The following is a 19,548-nucleotide window of genomic DNA, read 5'->3' as shown; positions in this document are numbered from 1 at the left end:
ATGTCAATGGGAAAGCTGACCACCACGTCCTACGTCGTGCTCGGCATGGTCGCGATGCGCGGGCCGAGCACGTCGTACGACCTCAAGCGCGCCGTGAACCACTCGGTCGGCTACTTCTGGCCCTTCCCGCACGCCCAGCTCTACTCCGAGCCCAAGCGGCTCGAGGAGCTGGGCCTGCTCGACCTCGAGGTGGAGTCCGAGGGCAGACGCCGACAGACGTACTCCATCACCGACGAGGGCCGCGACGCACTGTGCACCTGGCTGGCCGAGCCCACCACCGAGCAGCTCCAGGTGCGCGACGTCGCCGAGCTCAAGCTCTTCTTCGGCGAGTTCGCCCAGCCCGAGGACGTGCTCAACCTGGCGCGTGAGCAGATCCTCCAGCACCAGGACCGCATCGAGGTCTACGAGTCCATCCAGGCCCGCTTCTCCGAGCGCGAGGAGGTCGCCGACCGCATGGTGCCCCTCCAGCTGGGGCTCGAGATCGAGTACGCCGCGCTGGAGTTCTGGCGACGGCTGGAGAAGGAGCGAAGCGGCTCGTAGCCGCCGGCTCCGGGTCGTCCTCGCCGCACCTCAGCCACGTGCCGACGCCGGCCCGCGCACCGAGGGTCAAGATGGATCATGACCTACGACCCGAGCGACACCTTCGTGCACGTGCGCGGCGCCAGCGAGCACAACCTGCGCCACGTCGACGTGGACATCCCGCGTGACGCCATGGTCGCCTTCACCGGCGTCTCCGGCTCCGGCAAGTCCTCGCTCGCGTTCGGCACGCTGTACGCCGAGGCGCAGCGTCGCTACTTCGAGTCCGTCGCGCCGTACGCACGACGGCTTCTCCACCAGGTCGGCGCTCCGCACGTGCAGGAGATCACCGGACTCCCGCCGGCCGTGGCCCTCCAGCAGCGGCGGGGTGCACCCAGCTCCCGGTCGACGGTCGGCACGATCACGACCCTGTCGAACCTGCTCCGGATGCTCTACTCACGAGCGGGGACCTACCCGTCGGGCGCCGCGCACCTGGCGGCCGAGGCCTTCTCGCCGAACACAGCCGCCGGAGCCTGCCCGCGCTGCCACGGGCTGGGCGTCGTGCACGACGTGGCCGAGGACCTCCTCGTCCCGGACCCGTCCCTGAGCATCCGCGACGGCGCCATCGCGGCCTGGCCCGGAGCCTGGCAGGGCGCCAACCTCCGCAGCATCGTGAGCGGGCTCGGCATCGACATCGACAGGCCGTGGAGCAGGCTGAGCACGAAGGACCGGGACTGGCTGCTCTACACCGACGAGCAGCCCTCCGTGCTGATCAAGCCCCAGCGGGACCGCATCGACCACGGCTACCACGGGAAGTTCTGGAGCGCCCGCAAGCACGTCATGCACGTGCTCTCCGACTCCACGAGCGAACGGATGCGCGACCGCGCACTGCGGTTCGTGCGGAGCGTGCCCTGTCCCGCGTGCCACGGCAGCGGGCTTCGACCCGAGGCGCTCGCGGTCACCGTGGCCGGGCACTCCATCGCCGAGGTCAACGCGATGTCCCTCACGGACGTGGTCGCCGTCCTGCGGCCCGTCGCCGAGCTGCCCGAGGAGACCAACGAGGTGGCGGTGCGGATCTGCGCCGACCTGGTCGCGCGCATCGAGGTGCTGCTCGACCTGGGCCTGGGCTATCTCAGCCTCGGACGGTCCTCGACCACCCTGTCGCCCGGCGAGGCCCAGCGCCTGCGCATCGCGACCCAGCTGCGCTCGGGCCTGTTCGGCGTCGCCTACGTCCTGGACGAGCCGTCGGCCGGGTTGCACCCCGCCGACGCCGAGCCGCTGCTCGACGTGCTGACCCGGCTCAAGGCGTCCGGCAACTCCCTCTTCGTGGTCGAGCACGACATGGACGTCGTACGACGCGCCGACTGGGTCGTCGACATCGGTCCGGGTGCGGGGGACGGCGGTGGTCGTGTGCTCTACAGCGGCCCGGTGGCCGGCCTGGAGCACGTCGAGGAGTCCGCCACCAGCAGGCACCTGTTCGGGCGCGCGGACGCCCTCGACCACGCCCCGCGAGCGCCGCACGGCCACCTGCACCTGCGCGGCGTCTCCCGGCACAACCTCGCCGACGTGTCGGTCGACATCCCGCTGTGCGTGCTGACGGCGGTGACCGGGGTCTCCGGGTCGGGCAAGTCGACGCTGGTCACGCAGGTGCTCGCCGAGCTCGTGCGCTGCCACTTGGGCCTGGCACCGGAGGACCCCGAGCAGGCCGACCTCGACGTCGAGGTGGGGGACGCGTCGGGGCTCGAGGCGTTCGACCGCCTGGTCCTGGTCGACCAGCGCCCGATCGGACGGACCCCGCGGTCCAACCTGGCGACCTACACGGGGATGTTCGACGCAGTGCGCAAGCTCTTCGCGGCGACGGACGAGGCGAAGGCACGCGGCTTCGGCGCCGGTCGGTTCTCGTTCAACGTCGCCGAGGGCCGGTGCGAGACCTGTCAGGGCGAGGGCTTCGTGGCGGTCGAGCTGATGTTCCTGCCCGGGACCTACGCGGCCTGCCCGACCTGCCATGGCTCTCGCTACAACGCCGAGACGCTCGAGGTGACCTACGAGGGCAGGACCGTCGCCGACGTGCTGGCGATGACGGTCGACGACGCGGCGACGTTCCTCGTGGATGTGCCTGCGGCCTCCCGGAGCCTCGAGACCCTGCGCGAGGTGGGGCTGGGCTACCTGCGGCTGGGTCAACCCGCGACGGAGCTCAGCGGCGGAGAGGCCCAGCGCATCAAGCTGGCCACCGAGCTGCAGCGCGCCAGGCGCGGCCACGCGCTGTACCTGCTCGACGAACCCACCGCCGGCCTTCACCCCGCCGACATCGACCTGCTGCTGCGACAGCTGCACCTGCTCGTCGAGGCCGGCAACACCGTCGTCCTCGTCGAGCACGACCTCGACACCATCGCCACCGCCGACTGGGTCATCGACCTCGGCCCGGGCGGTGGCGATGCGGGTGGGAGGGTGATCGCGACCGGCACCCCCACCGACATCGCATCGGCAGCGGGCAGTGCCACGGCGCCGTACCTCGCGCGCCGGCTGGCTGCTCGACCACGATCAGGCTCATGAGCCTGCTTCCGAGCGGCGGCGACCGCCGCGCCGCCCTCCGCGGGCGAGCAGACCCGGTCGGAGCGGATGCCTCAGGAGAGGTACTTCTCCACGGTCTCCGCCGGATGCACGTGCGCCTCGGACTCGGGTGCGCCGAACTCGCGCTTGGCGCGCCGCTGGCGAAGCAGGTCCCAGCACTGGTCGAGCTGGATCTCGAGCGCCTCGAGCCGCTCGCGGTCGGTGCCCGACCCGGACCGCAGTCGGTGCTCCTCGTCCACGAGCGCGTTGATCCTGCTGATGATGTCCTCGTCGGCCATGCGTCCACCATGACACCTCCCCGGCGGTTCGTCACCAGCCATCCGGGCCGTCGAGGCCGGTCGTGCCCGCCACCGGCTGTTAGCATCGCGCAGCGCGTGCCGAGGGAGGACAAGTGGTGGTGGACCGGTGCTGACCCTTCCCGCCGCTCCCCACCACGGACTCGAGTTCGGGCACGACGCCTTGGTCGTGTGCGACAACGTGGTGCGGATCTACCAGACCGAGACGGTCGAGGTGCAGGCCCTGCAGGGGCTCGACCTGCTCGTGCACGAGGGCGAGCTGATCGCCCTGGTCGGCGCGTCCGGGTCGGGCAAGTCCACGCTCCTCAACGTGCTGGCCGGCGCCGACGCCCCGACCGCCGGACGCGCCCGGGTCGCGGGTCACGACCTCACCGAGCTGTCCCGCTCCGAGCAGGTGCACTACCGGCGCCACGTCGTCGGGTTCGTCCGCCAGCAGGCGGCGCTCAACCTGGTGCCCTACCTCACGGCCGGCCAGGTCGTGGACCTGCCGATGACGATCGCGGGCGAGCGCCGCGGCGTACGCCGATCGCGTGCTGCGGAGCTGCTCGAGCTGCTCGGGGTGGCGCACTGCGCCGACCGGCGTCCCGTCGAGATGTCGGGCGGTGAGCAGCAGCGCGTCTCCATCGCGGTCGCGCTCGCCAACCGACCGCAGCTGCTGCTGGCCGACGAGCCGACCGGCGAGCTGGACAGCGAGACGGCCGCCGAGGTGTTCGCCGCGCTGCGCACCGTCAACCGCGAGCTGGGGACGACCGTCGTCGTGGTCACCCACGACGCGGCGGTGAGCGGGCAGGTCGCCCGGACCGTCGCGATCCGTGACGGTCGCACCAGCAGCGAGGTGCTGCGCAGCGAGGAGACCGACGATGCGCCGGCCACGGCCGAGGAGTACGCCGTGATGGACCGTGCGGGTCGGGTGCAGCTTCCCCGGGACTACCGCGAGGCGCTGGACCTCACCCGGCGGGTCCGGCTGGCGCTCGCCGCCGACCACGTCGAGATCCGCTCGGACCGCGGCGAGGGGGCGTGAGCGACCCCGCCGAGCCGTTGGCAGGACCGATGGTGCAGGTGCGCGGGCTCACCCGCACCTACGGCACCGACGCCACCGCCGTGCCAGCGCTGCGCGACGTCTCCTTCGACGTCGCACCCGGCGAGATGGTGGCCGTGGTGGGTCGCTCGGGGTCGGGGAAGACCACCCTCCTCAACCTGCTCGGCGGCCTCGACCGCCCCGACTCCGGCTCGGTGCGGATCGACGGTTCGGAGGTCACCACCCTCGACGAGGACGGGCTCAGCGCGCTGCGGCGCGACTCGGTGTCCTACGTCTTCCAGACGTTCGGGCTCATCCCGGCGCTCACCGCGGCCGAGAACGTCGGCGTGCCGCTGCGGCTGCGGCGCACGCCCGTCGCCGACCGGGAGAAGCGCGTCGAGCTGCTACTCGACCTCGTGGGCCTGCGCGACCACGCGGGCCAGCGGCCGGGCGAGCTGTCGGGTGGCCAGCAGCAACGGGTCGCGATCGCCCGCGCGCTCGCCGGGTCGCCGCGCCTCCTGCTGGCCGACGAGCCCACCGGCCAGCTCGACACGGAGACCGGGCTGGCCGTGATGTCGTTGCTGCGCGCGGTCGTGGAGTCCGAGGGCGTGACCGCCGTCGTGGCGACGCACGACGCGGTGCTGATGGCCCTCGCCGACCGGGTCCTCGCGATCTCGGACGGCCGGGTCGGCGGCTGAGGCGGACCGTGCTGGGCCTGGTGCTGCGGCGAGCGTCGGTGCAGCGACGGCTGCTCGCCTCCGTCGTCCTGCTGGTGGCCACGGCCGCCACCCTCGTCGGCGTCTGCTCGCTCGTGCTCACCACCACGGCCGACCGGGCCTTCCACGTCGCCGTCGAACGGTCCCAGCCCTCGGACCTGAGCGTGACGGCGTACGTCGTCGAGCTGGCCGGCGACGACGTCGCGGACGTCCGCGACGAGGCGGATCGCGTGGTGGGCGACGTCCTCGCGGCGACAGACCCGCGCCTGGAGACGACGGCCGTGTCCCGGTTGCGGCTGCTCGAGGACGGTGAGCGACAGGCCTACCTGACGACGACCGACGACCTGGAGTCACGAGCCGTCCTCGTCTCGGGCCGGTGGCCGGGCGAGTCGGCCGCGCCGTACGAAGCCGTGGTGCCGGCCACGACCGCCCGGCTGCTCGACCTCGCCCTCGGCGACGAGCTGGTGCTCGGCCGGGAGATCGGCCTCGGCGGGCTCGACGACCCCGTCACGGTGGAGGTCGTCGGCACCTTCCGCCCGCGCTCGCAGGCCGACTGGGAGGGCGACCCGCTCTCCGGCGCCGGCTTCTCGGCCACGTACAGCAACGGTCTCGAGGCGGCGCCGACCTACGGCCCGTTCGTGGTCACGGAGACGTCGTTCCTCGCGACGGGGTCGTCCGTGGGCGGCCTGCGCGTGACCGGCCACCCGAGCCCGGCCCGGGCCACCGACTCCGCGCTGAGGGGCGTGGTCGACGGCCTGGACGACGCGTCGGGCGTCCTCGCGGCCGGCGCGGGCGACCGGGCGCGGCTCACTCGGGTCGCCTCAGACCTGTCGGTGACCCTGGCCCGGCTGCACGCGCAGCAGGACAGCACCCGGGCCACCGTGCTGGTGGTGCTGCTGCTCGGGGTGGCGCTCGCCCTGGCCGCCGCGCTGCTGGCGGGGTGGCTCGTGGCCTCGGTGCGTGAGGCCGAGCGTGACCTCCTGGTGGCGATGGGCCTGAGCCGGCGCCAGCGGATCGCGGCGGCAGGTGGCGAGGCGCTCCTCCTCTCCCTCGTGGCGACGGTGCTCGCCGTCCCTGCGGCCGCGGTGATGCACGCGCGCCTGACGCACCTCCCGGACCTCGCCGCCGCCGGCCTCGCCCGCGGACCTGCCTTCACGTGGCCGCTGGTGGCGGCGGTGCTCGCGGCCGCCGTCCTCCTCACCACGACGCTTGTCGCGACCACGTTGGGCGGGGTCACCGACCCGGGCCCCGCGACCCGACGCAGCGTGCTGGCGCGGCTCGGTGCCGGTCCCCTGCTGCTGGCGGCCGCCGCACTCGCGTGGTGGCAGCTGCGCTCCCAGTCCCCCACGGCAGCCGGCTCGAACGACGTCACCCTGACCGTGGCGCCCGTGCTCGCCATCGCGGCCCTGACCGTGCTGGGCGTGCGCCTCGTGCCGTTTGTCCTCGTCCGGGCCGCCGGCGTCGGCACCAGGTCTCGCTCGTTCGTCTGGCCCCTCGCGACGCAGCAGGCTGCCCGCCGACCGCATGCGGGTACGGCGATGGTGCTGGTCGGCGCGGCCGTGGCGGCGGCCGTCTTCGGGGTCGCCCTGCGCTCGACCTGGGAGCGGTCCCAGGTGGACCAGGCGGACCTGCGCGTCGGGACCGACCTCGCCCTCGCGCTCGCCGCGCCGGCCGGGACGGCGGAGGCCGCCCGGGTCGAGGAGGCCACCGACGCGGAGTCGACCGTCTCCCCGGTCGTGCACCGGCCGCTGGCCCTCGGTCGCTTCGTCGGGACCGACGCGTCGCGCCCCGTGCTGCTGGCCGTCGACACCCGTGAGTCGGGTGCTCTGCTGCGCGGTCGGACCGGCGAGGACCGGAGCTGGGCCGAGGCCGGGGGCGGGTTGGCACCCGACACGGCGGTCGCGGGCGTGCCGCTGCCCGGCGGCGGCGAGCCCGTCACGCTGCGCGGAGAGAGCGCTCCCGGCACGGCCCTCACGGCGGTGCCGACCGCGGTCGTCGAGGACGGCTCCGGGTTCCGCAGCACCGTCTCCGCGGGTGTGCTGCCGCTCGACGGCGCCGCCCATCCGGTGCGGTGGCTCGCGCCGCTCGACCCCGGGCTGCGCCTCGTCGGTCTCCGCCTCGAGCTCGACGGCTACGCGGGCGAGGAGCCGACCAGGGACCGCACCGAGGTGGCCGTCGTCGTCGACGTCCCGGCGACGGGTCGGGAGGGCGCCGTACCCCCGCCGTGGCGGTTGCTGCCGTTGCAGGACGACAGCCCGGTCGCCGGGGCGACGATGGACGTCCGGTCCACCGAGGATGGCGACGCGACCGAGCTGACCGCGACCTTCGGCCTCGACCTGGAGTACTTCTCCTACTCCGGGGCGGACCTCCTCGCCACGGCGTTCCCGGCCACGACGAGCATCCCCGTCGTCGCCTCGCAGGCGCTGGTGGACACCGTCGGTGCCCGGGTCGGCGACCGCCTCTCCGCCGTCGTCGACGGCACGACGCTCACCCTCGAGGTGCGCGGCGTGGTGCCCGCCGTCCCGTCCGCGCCGGCACAGGTCGCGGTGCTCGCCGACGTCGACGCAGTGTCGCGAGCCCTCATCGACGCCGGGCGGCTGGACCCGGTCGTGGACTCGTGGTGGGTGGCCGACCCCTCGCCGGCGACGGTGGACGCGCTGCGGGACCTCGGCCTCGGCGAGGTCACGCTGCGGCAGGACGTCGCGCAGCAGCTCACGCAGGGACCGCTGCGAGTCGCCGTCCCGACCACGCTCCTCACCCTGGTCGCGCTCGCGGCGGCCCTCCTCCTCGCGGGCGTCGGGCTCGTGCTCGGCGCCGAACGGCAGCGGCGCTCCGCCGAGGTGGTGCGACTGCGCGCACTCGGTCTGTCCCGCCGGTCCTCGCGGCGCCTCCTGCTCGCGGAGCACCTCGCGTTCTTCGTGCCGACCATCGTGGTGGGCGCCCTGGTCGGGGTCGTCGCCACGGTCCTCCTCGGGCCCGACCTGGTGCGCTCCGACCTGGGTGCGGCGCCCGTCCCGTCGGCCGTCGTCGCCTGGCCGTGGACGAGCGAGCTGCTGCTCCTGAGCGGGCTGCTCGGGGGCACGGTCGTGGTGACCACGGCGCTCACCGTGCTGCACGTGCGCGCCTCCGACCCCTCCCGGCTGCGGGGTGCGCGATGAGGAGGCGATTCCCCCGGGCGCACGCGGCGACGGTGGGCGGGCGGTGGCGGGCGGACTGGCCCCTCCTGCTGCTCACGGGGCTGGTCGTGGCGCTCACCGTGGGTCTCGCGGCGGCCGTGGACCCCGTGACCGAGCGGGCCGCCGACCGCGCGATCGCGGCGGCGGTGCACGACGCGGGCGCGAGCGGGGCGGTGGTGGCGACCCTGCCGGCGTGGTACGACGACCCTCGGGGCAAGACGAGGGACCCGTCGACCGCCGTGCAGGTGCGTCAGGACGCCGACTATGCGCGACAGGCGCTCCCAGCAGGGCTCGACGCCGTGCTGCGGCCGGGCGTCGCGTGGGTCACCACGCCGACGCTGCAGGTGCGTCAGGTCGGGCCCACGAAGCTCCTCCAGCTCGCGTTCGTCGACACGGCGGGTGAGGCGCCCGCCGTGACGTACGACGAGGGCGGCCCACCGCGCGCCGTGCCCCGCAGGGCGTTGGGACTGGTGGAGGTGGCGCTCTCCCAGACCGTCGCCGACGCCCTGGAGCTGGAGGCGGGCGACCGACGAACCGTCCAGGACGAGCAGGGCCGCTCGGCGAAGCTGCGTGTCAGCGGCGTGTTCACGCCCGGGGACCCGGACGCCGAGGCGTGGGACGTGTCGGCCCGGCTGCTCCACCCCGTCCAGGGCACGGCCGACGGCCTTCCCTACACCTCCGCCGCGGCCCTCGTCTCCGCCGGGTCGCTCGCGGACCTGCGCCTCGTCCTTCCCGCGGACGACCTCACCCGTCGTGTCTCCTTCAGGCCCGACCCGTCCCGTGTGCGGTGGCTGGCAGCGCGGTCCCTCGAGCGGGAGATCGTCTCGCTGCAGGCCTCGGCGTCACTGTCGCGGGGAGACGTCGCCTGGGACAGCCTGCTCGGCTCGACGTTGGAACGGGCCCGGGCCGACATCGCCTCCGCACGGGGCCGGGCCGACGTGCTCCTGATCGGCCTGCTCGCCGCGACGCTCCTCGTGCTCGTCCTCGCGGCGCAGCTGCTGGTCCTGCGGCGTCGCGATCCGCTGACCATGGCCCGGCAGCGCGGCGCCTCGCTCGCGAGCATCGGGCTGGAGCTGCTGGTCGAGGGGCTCACGGTGGCCGTCCTCGGAGCGGTGGTCGGGCTGGGCGCGGTCGTGCTCGTGACCGGTTCGGCCGGGTGGGCCTGGGCCGTCCCGGTGGCGGTCGTCGCCGCCCTCGCCTCGCCGGTCCTCGGGGCGTCGTGGGCGGACGTCTGGGCCGGCGCCCGCCGGGTGCCTGCCAACCGCAGCGCACGTCGTACGGCGACCAGGACCCGGCTCCTGCGTCGACTCGCCGTCGAGACCGCCGTGCTGCTCGTGGCCGCCCTCTCCTTCTCGGCCCTCCTGCAGCGGGGTGTCGCGGGCGACGGTGCGGCCGGCGGTGACGTGACGGCCGCGAGCGCGCCGACCTGGTGGGCGGTCGCCGGGGCGCTCGTCCTGCTCCGCGTGCTGCCGGTCCCCGTGCGCTGGGCGCTGCGCGCCACCCGTCGCTCGCCGGGTGGTGTCGGCTTCTTCGTGGCGGCCCGGATCGGGGAGGCCGGCGCGCGGGCCCTCCCGGTGCTCGTCGTGGTGGTGGCCGTCGCCGGCATCACCCTGGGAGCCTCGCTGGCCGAGTCCGACCGCGCGGGCCAGACGTCCGCGGCGCTGTCGTCGGTCGGTGGCGACGCACGCATCGACGCGGATCCCCAGGCGGACCTGGCCCAGCTCGCCGAGGACGCGGAGGACGAGCCGGGCGTGGACGCCGCCGCGGCCGCACGGGTCGAGGACGGCGCGCGCCTGTCATCCGGCGGCGCGTCCCAGGCCGTGCGACTGGTCGTGGTCGACGCGGGCGACTACGCCGCGCTGCTGGCGGCGAGCAATCTCGCGGACGCGCCCCAGCTCGGCCGGCTCGACGCCGCGGACGGCGACGAGGTGCCCGCCCTCCTGGTGGGCGGCGACTCCGTCCTGCGGGACACGGCCTCCCTCCGCTGGGAGGACACGAGCGTCCCGATCGACGTGGTGGGCACCGCACCCGACGTGGACGCCTCCGCGGCCCCGGTGCTCGTCGTGGACACCGACTCCTTCGCCGCCGCCGGTGCCGTCGCCCTGCCCGACACCCTCTGGGTCGTCGGCACCGGCACGGACGCCGCGCTCGATCGGATCGCCTCGCGGGTGGACGGCGTCGACTCCGTGGTGCGGCTCTCCGACGAGCTCGAGGCGCGGCGTACGGCCCCCCTCCCCTCGGCGCTGATCGACCTGGCCGTCGCGTCCTCCGTCCTCCTCCTCGTGCTGGGCATCCTGGGCCTGCTGCTGTCCGCCGCGGCCCAGGCGCCGGAGCGCGCGCGGTCCCTCGGCCGGCTCCGCGCGCTGGGCCTGCCGCAGGGCGAGGTGCGCCGCGTGCTGGTGGGCGAGCTGGCCGTTCCGGTCGCCGTCGCGGCGCTCGCCGGCTGGCTGCTGGGGGTCGCGTGCTCCTACGCGATGCTCGGCTCCCTCACCGCGGGGTCACCCACCGACGTCGAGGTGTCGTGGTGGACGATCGGGGTGGTGCCGATCCTGGTCGTCGCTGCTGTCGCCGTGGCCGTCCTCGAGTGGCGACGCATCCGGCGCCGACCGCTCTCCCAGCTCCTCCGCACCTGATTTCCGACCTCCGCTTGACCCGTTCGAACAGGTGTTCGATGATGGGTGGATGTCGTCCTCCCGCTCCGCCGTCGCGCTCGATCCGGGCCGTCCGGTCGTCGAGCAGCTGCGCGAGCGGATGGCCGCGATGGAGCGCAAGCCTGCCGCACAGCCGGTCCCGACGCTGCCGGGGCTGGTCGACCTGGTGCCCCTGCACGCGGGCTCGACCTACGCCGTCGACTCCGCGTCGCTGGCGCTGGCGCTGGCCGCGGGTGCTTCTCGGGCGGGCGAGTGGGTGGGGTTCGCGGGCTGCCCCGACTTCGGCGTCGAGGCCGCCGCCGAGCTCGGGATCGAGCTGTCGCGCACCGTCCTCGTGCCCGACCCGGGCGAGCACTGGCTGGAGGTGACGGCCGCGCTGGTCGACGTGCTCCGCGTGGTGGTGCTCCGACCGCCCGCCTCGGTCGACGAGCGCACCGCCGGCGTCCTCGACTCCCGGCTGCGCACGAGGTCGGCGGTCCTCGTCGTCCACGGGGACTGGCCGCGGGTCGAGGCCCGGGTCAGCGTCGAGCAGTCCACGTGGAGCGGGCCGGGGTCCGGGACCGGCCGGCTGCTGGAGCGGCGGGCACGCGTCGTCGTACGCCGCGGGGCGCGACCGCCCCAGCGAGCAGACCTCACCTGGCCGGGCGCGCAGCGGGTCGATCGTCCCCTCGCCGAGATCCGCGCGGCCTCGGGATGAGGGTGATGGTGGTGTGGTGCCCCGACTGGTCGGTGGTCGCCGCGCTCGACGAGGCCGATCGGTCCCCCCGCGCCGCCGCGGCGGTCCTGTCCGCCAACGCCGTCGAGGTCTGCAACGGTCCGGCGTGGTCCGAGGGGGTGCGTCGCGGACAGCGTCGACGCGACGCCCAGGCCCGGTGCCCCGAGCTGCTGCTGCTGCCCGCCAACCCCGATCGCGACGCCCGGGCCTTCGAGCCCGTCCTCGCCACCGTCGAGGACCTGCGTCCGGGGGTGGCCGCGCTGCGTCCCGGGCTGCTGGCCGTCCGGGCGCCCGGCAGCTGGTACGGCACGGAGCCGGCCGCCGCCGCGACGGTGTGCCAGGCGCTGGTCGAGGTCGGTGTGTGGGACGTGCGCGTCGGGATCGCCGACGACCTCTTCACGGCGGAGCAGGCCGCCCGCACGGCCGACGTGCAGGCCTGGACCGTGGTGCCCGAGGGCGGGTCCGCCTCCTTCCTCAGCGGGCTGCCCGTCCACGTGCTCCAGGACGACGGACCCCGCGGGCGCGAGCTGGTCAGCCTGCTGCAGCGCCTCGGGCTGCGCACCCTCGGCGACCTCGCCGACCTCCCCGGCGAGGCGGTCGAGCACCGCCTCGGTGCCTACGGCGCGGCCGTGCGCCGACGCGCACGGGGCGAGGACACCGCACTGTTCGCGGCACGCACCCCGCCGCCCGAGCTCGACGCCGACGCGGTCTTCGAGCCGCCGCTCGACTCCGTCGAGGCGATCACCTTCAGCGTCCGCACCACGGCGGAGCGGTTCGTCGCGCAGCTGGCCCACCACCAGCTCGTCGCGACCGGGGTGCGGGTCGAGGCAGAGTCCGAGGGCGTCGTGTGCTCGTCGCGCACCTGGCTGCACCCGCGCCACTTCGGCGCCCGCGACCTGGTCGACCGGGTCCACTGGCAGCTGCAGGGCGCCGACGTCGGGGGGTCGCTGCGCGGTCGCAAGGCCTCCGGTGAGGTCCGCGCCCCGATCGACCGGATCCGGTTCGTTCCCGAGGTGGTCGAGCCGGCCGCCGCCCACGGCGAGGCGTTGTGGGGCTCGGCCTCCGACGACCTCGTCGAGCGCGGCGTCGCACGCGTGCAGGGGATGGTCGGCTTCGAGGCGGTGCTGCGGCCTGCCCTCCAGGGTGGGCGCACCCCCTCGGCGAGGCAGTCGCTGGTGCCCTGGGGCGAGCGTGCGGTCGACCTGCGCCCGGTCGACCGGCCCTGGCCCGGCCGCGTCCCCGGGCCGGCGCCCGTCCGGGTCTTCGCCACGCCCCCGGTCGCGGAGGTCGTCGACGACGCCGGCCGCGAGGTGTGCGTCACCGACCGTGGTGTGGTCAGCGGCGTGCCGCGGCGTTTCCGCGTCGGTGACGGCATGCTCCCCTGGCAGCCCGTGACCGCCTGGGCGGGGCCGTGGCCGACGGACGAGGGCTGGTGGTCCGGCGGGACCGGACCGAGTGCCCGCTTCCAGGTCGTGGGCGCCGACGGTCGCGCCTGGCTGCTGGTGCGCGCCCCCGAGGGCTGGTCGCTGGAAGCGGGCTACGACTGATGGGCTGGAACAACCCGGCCATGCACTGGAAGGAGCTCGAGCGGCGGCTGAGCGGCCTGCCCGGAGCGGACGACGCCCCCGTGTCCCGGCGCAGGCGCGCCGCCACGGAGGCGGCCGCGATCCAGCGGCCGACCTCCGTCACGCCGTACGCCGAGCTCCACTGCCACAGCCACTTCAGCTTCCTCGACGGCGCCAGCTCGCCCGCCGAGCTGGTCGAGGAGGCGGTGCGCCTCGGCCTGCACGCGCTGGCGGTGACCGACCACGACGGCTTCTACGCCGCGCCGATGGTGGCAGAGGCAGCGGCGGCGTACGACCTGCCCACCGTCTTCGGCGCCGAGCTGTCCCTCGGACTGACCGCGCCGCAGAACGGCGTGCCCGACCCGGAGGGCAGCCACCTGCTGGTGCTGGCCCGCGGGGTCGAGGGCTATCACCGCCTCGCCGCCGCGATGACCGACGCCCACCTGCGCGGGGACGAGAAGGGGCGCCCCGCGTACGACCTCGCCGAGCTCGGCGAGCGCGGGCGCGGGCACTGGGTCGTGCTGACGGGGTGCCGCAAGGGCGCCGTCCAGCAGGCACTGGCCTCCGGAGGAGTCCCCGCGGCGAGCGAGGCCCTCGACGAGCTGACGTCGCTGTTCGGCATCGACGACGTCCTCGTCGAGCTGTCGCCGCGCCCGGGCGCCGACCCGACCAACGCCGCCCTCGCCCGCCTCGCCGGCGTGCACGGCCTCGACGTCATGGCTGCCGGCAACGTGCACCACGCCACCCCGCAACGGCACCGCCTGGCCTCGGCCATGGCGGCGGTGCGCGCCCGGCGCAGCCTGGCCGACCTCGACGGCTGGCTCGACCTCTCCGGCTCGGCCCACCTGCGCAGCGGTGCCGAGGTGAGCGCGGCCCTCGCGGCCCACCCGGGCGCCGTCGAGCGCAGCGTCACCCTCGCCGACGAGCTGGCCTTCGACCTGCGCAAGGCATCCCCGGCGCTGCCGAAGCGACAGATCCCCGAGGGCCACACGGCCGACTCCTGGCTGCGGGTGCTCGCGGAGCGTGGGTTTGCGGAGAGGTACGCCGGGGTCCCCCACGAGGCGGAGGCGCGCGAGCGCCTCGAGCACGAGCTGCGCGTCATCGCCGAGAAGGACTTCGCCGGCTACTTCGTCATCGTCCACGACATCGTCGCCTTCGCCCGCGGACGCAGGATCCTGTGCCAGGGCCGAGGATCCGCCGCCAGCTCGGCCGTCTGCTACGCCCTGGGCATCACCGCCGTCGACGCGGTCTTCTACCAGCTGCCCTTCGAGCGGTTCATCTCCGCCCACCGCGACGAGGAGCCCGACATCGACGTCGACTTCGACTCCGACCGCCGCGAGGAGGTCATCCAGTGGGTCTACGACACCTACGGCCGGCGCAACGCCGCACAGGTCGCCAACGTCATCACCTACCGGCCGCGGATGGCGGTCCGCGACGCCGCCAAGGCGCTGGGCTTCTCCCCCGGCCAGCAGGACGCCTGGTCGAAGCAGATCGACGGGTGGAAGTCCGTGGTGGCCGGCGACCAGGGCGACCCGACCGCCCACGACGTCCCCGCACCGGTGGTGGCCCTGGCCGAGGAGCTGATGGGCGCACCCCGCCACCTCGGCATCCACTCGGGCGGGATGGTGCTGACCGAGCGGCCGATCGGCGAGGTCTGCCCGATCGAGCGGGCTCGGATGGACAAGCGCACCGTCCTGCAGTGGGACAAGGACGCCTGCGAGACGATGGGACTGGTCAAGTTCGACCTGCTCGGCCTGGGCATGCTCGGCGCCCTCGACCAGATGATGCGGCTCGTCGCCGACCACCTGGGCGAGGAGTGGGACCTCGCGTCGATGCCGAAGGAGGAGCCGGCGGTCTACGACATGCTGTGCCGCGCCGACTCGATCGGGGTGTTCCAGGTCGAGAGCCGCGCGCAGATCGGCACGCTGCCGCGGCTGCGGCCCCGCGAGTTCTACGACCTCGCCATCGAGATCGCGCTGATCCGACCCGGCCCGATCCAGGGCGGGGCCGTGCACCCCTACGTCCGCCGTGCCACCGGCCAGGAGGCGGTCACCTACGACCACCCCGAGCTGGTGCCGGTGCTCGAGCGCACCAAGGGGGTGCCGCTGTTCCAGGAGCAGCTGATGGCGATGGCCGTCACGCTGGGCGACTGCAGCCGCGACGACGCCGACCTGCTGCGACGCGCCATGGGGTCCAAGCGCGGGGTCGAGCGCATCGAGTCGGTCAAGCAGAAGCTCTACGCCGGCATGGAGAAGCGCGGGATCACGGGCGACCTCGCCGACTCGATCTACGTCAAGATCCTGTCCTTCGCCAACTTCGGCTTCGCCGAGTCGCACGCCCTCTCCTTCGCCCTGCTGGTCTACGCCTCGTCCTGGTTCAAGCTCCACTACCCCGCTGCGTTCCTGGCCGGTCTGCTGCGCAACCAGCCGATGGGCTTCTACTCCCCGCAGTCGCTGGTCGGCGACGCGCGGCGCCACGGCGTCGACGTGCGCCGCCCCGACGTCGCCCGATCCGCGGCGCAGGCCGAGCTCGAGCCGGTGGTCGTCGGGCCCGTCGCCGCCACCGGTCCGGACGAGTGCTGCCGACCGAGGTTCGAGCGCACCGAGTGGATCGGCGGGACGCCCGACCCGGTCCCGGCGCACCGGCGCGACCACTACCTCGCCGTCCGGCTCGGGCTCGACTCGGTGCGCGGCATCGGCCTGGAGGTGGCGCGGCGGATCGTCGCCGCGCGCGACGAGACCCCCTTCACCGGGGTCACCGACCTGTCCCGGCGCGCCGACCTGACCTCGGCCCAGCTCGAGGCGCTCGCGACGGCCGGCGCCTTCGACGCCTGGGGCATGGACCGCCGCGAGGCACTGTGGGCGGCCGGCTTCGCGGAGGGAGCGGAACACGTCCCGGGCACCACTCCGGCTCCGGCGGCCCCGATGCTCCCGGGCATGAGCGAGGAGGAGGTGACCCTGGCCGACCTGTGGGCCACCGGGGTCTCGCCCGAACGACACCCGATCGACCACCTGCGCGAGGACCTGCGGCGCGCCGGCATCCGCTCCGTCGCCGAGCTGGAGGGGACCGAGTCCGGCCGCCGGGTCCACGTCGGCGGGCTCATCACCCACCGCCAGCGACCCGGGACCGCGATGGGCGTCACCTTCCTCAACCTGGAGGACGAGACGGGCATGCTCAACGTCGTCTGCTCGGTCGGCGTGATGAAGGTGCACCGGCAGGCGGCCCGCAACCGGATCGCCGTGGTGATCCGTGGGCGCCTCGAGCGCAACGAGGGAGTCACCAACCTGATCGCCGACCGGGTCGAGGGCATCGACGTGGTCGCACCGGGAGCAGGGGCGGTGCTGCAGGCGCGCGCCTCGTCCCGGGACTTCCGGTGACGACCCGCCGCGGGGTTGTCCGCCGGAGCGTGCCACGCCACCCTGTGGGCATGATCGGGACGAGGGTGCCGTGGGCCAGCTGCTTCGAGGACCCCGATCGTCCGGGTGAGCCCGCGACCATCCTGCTGCGGCAGGTGGGTCGCAAGTCGTTCCTGCTCGAGTCGTCGATGACCTACACGGGCGACACAGGGGTCGCCGACCTCCCCGACCGCGCCCGCACGCTGCGGCCGAGCGACCTGGGCGACCCGCCGCTGACCGACCTCGCGTCGGTCCCCGCCGCGCTGCGCTGGTTCGTCAGCTCCTACGACGTGCACACGCCGGCGGCCCTCCTGCACGACCGGCTGATCGGGCCGACCAACGACCTCGGGGTGGAGGACGCCGTCGCCGACCGGTTCTTCCGGTTCATGCTCAAGGGGCTCGGGGTCCGGTTCGTCCGCCGCTGGATGATGTGGACGGCCGTCGCCTTCGGCACCCGTTGGCGGTCCCCGCGCCTGCGCGGCCTCCTCCTGCTCTGGTCCGTCGCGGCGGCGGTCGGGATGTCCACCTTCGTGATCGCCCTGTGCACGCAGGAGTGGCTCCTCGTGGGCGTCGCCGCCGCGGCCCCCCTGCCCTCGTCCCTGCTCTGGGGTCGGCAGTACGGCGCCGGGCTGACCGCCGCCGCCACCGCGATCTGGGTGTTGCCGCCGACCATCCTGGGTGCGGTCGGCTACGCCATCTACTGGCTCCTCGAGCACGCCGTCTCGGCGATGCCGGTGCACGCGTCCGTCAAGGGCGACGAGCCGGTCGACTACGAGCACTTCTGACGAACGGCCGGCTCACCAGCCGGCGGGGAAGCGGGCCGACCCGGCGACCGCCAGGAAGACCGCCACCGTGGCGACCGCCCCCACGAGCAGGAGCTCGCGACCCACGTGCCGCCAGCGCGGGACCAGGTGCAGAGCCAGCCCGAGCACGAGAGCGACGGCCGGCAGGGCCAGGATCTCCAGCTGCCGCTCCAGCAGGCTCGCCACGAGGCCCACGACGCCGCCGCCGAGGACTGCTCTCAGCGCGTTGACGGGTCGGTCCCCGCGGGCCAGGCCGACCCTCGTGACCGCGCCCTCGTCCGACAGCTGATCGGGGGCGAGCACCCGCAGCAGCAGGGTGGTCGTCGCCGGGTCGGCCACCACCACGACGTCGCGGAACCGGTCGGCGAGGGCGTGGCGGCGCACCAGGTCGTCCAGCCGGTGCCCGCGGTCGAACCCCGGGTGGCTCACGGGGGCCAGCAGCACCTCGGCCCGGGGAGTGGCCGCCAAGGAACGCACCACCCGCTCGGCGTCGGCGGTCGGGGCGGTGAGGACCAGCGCGTCCCGTCCCAGCTCGGCCCGCGCGCGGGTCAGCTCCGCGTCGGTCGCGGCGGTGGTGACCACGAAGATGCGTTGGTGCCCCGGCATGGGGCGACGGTAGTCGTCAGCGCCTGCATCTCGGGAGGCGCCGGGGTCCGATACGTTCGTGGATCATGTCGACGATCTCTGACACCGGACAGGAGCGCGGCCTCGCCCGCCTCGCCCAGCGCAGCGCCGCCTGGACGGAGAAGTGGTTCCCCGACGCCTACGTCTTCGCCCTGGCCGGGGTGGTCATCGTCTCGGTCGCCGCGATGGTCAACGGGTCCAGCCCGGTGACGGTGGTCGAGACCTTCGGCGGCGGCTTCTGGGACCTGGCCCAGTTCACCCTCCAGATGGCGATGGTGGTGCTGACGGGCTACGTCGTCGCGACCTCACCGCCGGTCGCGCGGATCATCGAGCGCATCGCCCTCTTCCCCTCGACACCGCGCGGGTCGGTGGCGTTCGTCGCCCTGCTGTCGTGCCTGGTCTCGATGCTCAACTGGGGCCTCAGCCTGGTCTTCAGCGGACTGCTCGCCCGCGCGATCGCCCGGCGCAGCGACCTGCGCACCGACTACCGCGCCCTCGGCGCCGCCGCCTACCTCGGCCTCGGCGCCGTCTGGGCGCTCGGGCTCTCCTCGTCCGCCGCGCAGCTGCAGGCCACGCCCGAGTCGCTGCCGCCCGAGCTGCTCGACATCACCGGGGTGCTCGACTTCGGCGCCACGATCCTGACCTGGCAGTCGCTGACGATGGCCGCGGTCCTGATCGTGCTGAGCGTCGCCGTGGCGTGGGCCTCCGCCCCCCGGGGTGCGGCGATCCGCACCGCGGAGGACATGGCCGTCGACCTGTCCGACGAGGTGCAGCCGCCGGCCGAGCGGACCCGTCCCGGCGAGTGGCTCGAGTTCTCCCGGATCCTCCCGGCGCTGGTCGGCCTGCTGACCCTCGGCTGGCTGGTGCACCAGTTCGCGACCCTGCCGTTCCTCACCGTCATCAGCAGCCTCAACGGCTACCTCATGGTCTTCCTGATCCTCGGACTGGTGCTGCACGGGACGCCGCGTGGCTTCCTCAACGCGGTGACCAAGGCCGTCCCCACGACAGCGGGCGTCCTGGTGCAGTTCCCGCTGTACGCCGCCATGGCGGCCGTCCTCACCCGCGCCCCCGGTCGCGGCGGGGCCACGGTCTCGGAGCACCTGGCCGACCTGTTCACCAGCGTCGGGGACAGCGGCGCCTTCGCGGTCGTGATCGCGCTCTACACCGCCCTGCTCGGGCTGCTGGTGCCGTCCGGCGGCGGGAAGTGGCTGGTCGAGGCGCCGTACGTCATGCAGTCGGCCACGGACGTCGGGATGAACCTCGGCTGGACGGTCCAGATCTACAACGCCGCCGAGGCGCTGCCCAACCTGGTCAACCCGTTCTTCATGCTCCCGCTGCTCGCGGTGCTCGGGGTGCGCGCCCGCGACCTCGTCGGGTTCACGTTCCTGCAGTTCGTCTTCCACCTGCCGGTGGTGCTGCTGCTCCTGTGGCTGCTCGGCACGACCTTCGAGTTCGTGCCCCCGGTCGCCCCCTGACCGCGAGAGGCACTGTGACGTCGGGCT

At 74.4% G+C, this 19,548-nt stretch carries 13 protein-coding genes; 11 read left to right on the top strand and 2 right to left on the bottom strand.

The window, feature by feature from the left end; all coding sequences use genetic code 11:
• The gene (locus tag C7S10_RS21590) at nucleotides 1-540 is read left to right on the top strand and encodes a PadR family transcriptional regulator (protein WP_108346932.1); all 540 of its coding nucleotides are present in this window, start codon (nucleotides 1-3) and stop codon (nucleotides 538-540) included.
• A 78-nt stretch (nucleotides 541-618) separates the two neighbouring features.
• Nucleotides 619-3,069 (top strand): excinuclease ABC subunit UvrA, encoded by a 2,451-nt coding sequence (gene uvrA / locus C7S10_RS21585; protein ID WP_108346930.1) that lies wholly within the window; start codon nucleotides 619-621, stop codon nucleotides 3,067-3,069.
• Nucleotides 3,070-3,140: 71 nt separating this feature from the next.
• Here the strand turns inward: uvrA and C7S10_RS21580 are convergent, their stop codons facing one another.
• On the bottom strand, nucleotides 3,141-3,365 hold the full coding sequence (locus tag C7S10_RS21580) for a DUF2630 family protein (protein ID WP_108346928.1): 225 nt from the start codon (nucleotides 3,363-3,365) through the stop codon (nucleotides 3,141-3,143).
• Nucleotides 3,366-3,492: 127 nt separating this feature from the next.
• Between C7S10_RS21580 and C7S10_RS21575 the strand changes: the two genes are divergently transcribed.
• Genes C7S10_RS21575 through C7S10_RS21540 form a run of 8 tightly spaced genes read left to right on the top strand, consistent with a single transcriptional unit; the run spans nucleotide 3,493 to nucleotide 17,404 of the window.
• Nucleotides 3,493-4,404, top strand: coding sequence for an ATP-binding cassette domain-containing protein (locus C7S10_RS21575; RefSeq protein ID WP_207769512.1), 912 nt, complete (start codon nucleotides 3,493-3,495; stop codon nucleotides 4,402-4,404).
• Complete coding sequence (locus C7S10_RS21570) at nucleotides 4,401-5,099, top strand: ABC transporter ATP-binding protein (protein ID WP_243395531.1); 699 nt, start codon at nucleotides 4,401-4,403, stop codon at nucleotides 5,097-5,099. The genes C7S10_RS21575 and C7S10_RS21570 overlap by 4 nt, the downstream gene beginning before the upstream one ends.
• A gap of 8 nt (nucleotides 5,100-5,107) precedes the next feature.
• Nucleotides 5,108-8,275 carry an FtsX-like permease family protein gene (locus C7S10_RS21565; protein ID WP_108346924.1) on the top strand — a complete coding sequence of 1,056 codons (3,168 nt, stop codon included), beginning with the start codon at nucleotides 5,108-5,110 and terminating at the stop codon, nucleotides 8,273-8,275.
• A complete protein-coding gene (locus C7S10_RS21560; RefSeq protein ID WP_133176584.1) occupies nucleotides 8,272-10,926 on the top strand; it encodes an FtsX-like permease family protein in 2,655 nt (884 codons plus the stop codon). The genes C7S10_RS21565 and C7S10_RS21560 overlap by 4 nt, the downstream gene beginning before the upstream one ends.
• A 49-nt stretch (nucleotides 10,927-10,975) precedes the next feature.
• Nucleotides 10,976-11,641, top strand: a complete 666-nt coding sequence (locus tag C7S10_RS21555; RefSeq protein WP_108346920.1) for a hypothetical protein — start codon at nucleotides 10,976-10,978, stop codon at nucleotides 11,639-11,641.
• Nucleotides 11,642-11,646: 5 nt separating this feature from the next.
• Nucleotides 11,647-13,206: a Y-family DNA polymerase gene (locus tag C7S10_RS21550; RefSeq protein ID WP_243395530.1), complete on the top strand. Its 1,560-nt coding sequence runs from the start codon at nucleotides 11,647-11,649 to the stop codon at nucleotides 13,204-13,206.
• The gene (locus tag C7S10_RS21545; protein ID WP_108346916.1) at nucleotides 13,206-16,601 is read left to right on the top strand and encodes an error-prone DNA polymerase; all 3,396 of its coding nucleotides are present in this window, start codon (nucleotides 13,206-13,208) and stop codon (nucleotides 16,599-16,601) included. Before C7S10_RS21550 ends, C7S10_RS21545 begins: the two co-directional genes overlap by 1 nt.
• A 50-nt stretch (nucleotides 16,602-16,651) precedes the next feature.
• Nucleotides 16,652-17,404 carry a DUF1353 domain-containing protein gene (locus C7S10_RS21540; protein ID WP_133176583.1) on the top strand — a complete coding sequence of 251 codons (753 nt, stop codon included), beginning with the start codon at nucleotides 16,652-16,654 and terminating at the stop codon, nucleotides 17,402-17,404.
• A 12-nt stretch (nucleotides 17,405-17,416) separates the two neighbouring features.
• On the opposite strand, the gene C7S10_RS21535 is transcribed toward C7S10_RS21540, so the two are convergent.
• Nucleotides 17,417-18,028, bottom strand: coding sequence for a hypothetical protein (locus tag C7S10_RS21535; RefSeq protein WP_108346912.1), 612 nt, complete (start codon nucleotides 18,026-18,028; stop codon nucleotides 17,417-17,419).
• Nucleotides 18,029-18,093: 65 nt separating this feature from the next.
• Here C7S10_RS21535 and C7S10_RS21530 point away from each other — a divergent pair, with 65 nt between their 5' ends.
• Nucleotides 18,094-19,521 (top strand): short-chain fatty acid transporter, encoded by a 1,428-nt coding sequence (locus C7S10_RS21530; protein WP_108346910.1) that lies wholly within the window; start codon nucleotides 18,094-18,096, stop codon nucleotides 19,519-19,521.
• Nucleotides 19,522-19,548: the final 27 nt, after the last annotated feature.

The sequence above is a fragment of the Nocardioides currus genome, assembly GCF_003057875.1.
Taxonomy (GTDB): domain Bacteria; phylum Actinomycetota; class Actinomycetes; order Propionibacteriales; family Nocardioidaceae; genus Nocardioides; species Nocardioides currus.
The sequence above is the reverse complement of the archived record's forward strand: the minus strand, read 5'-3'. Positions and strand labels throughout refer to the sequence as shown.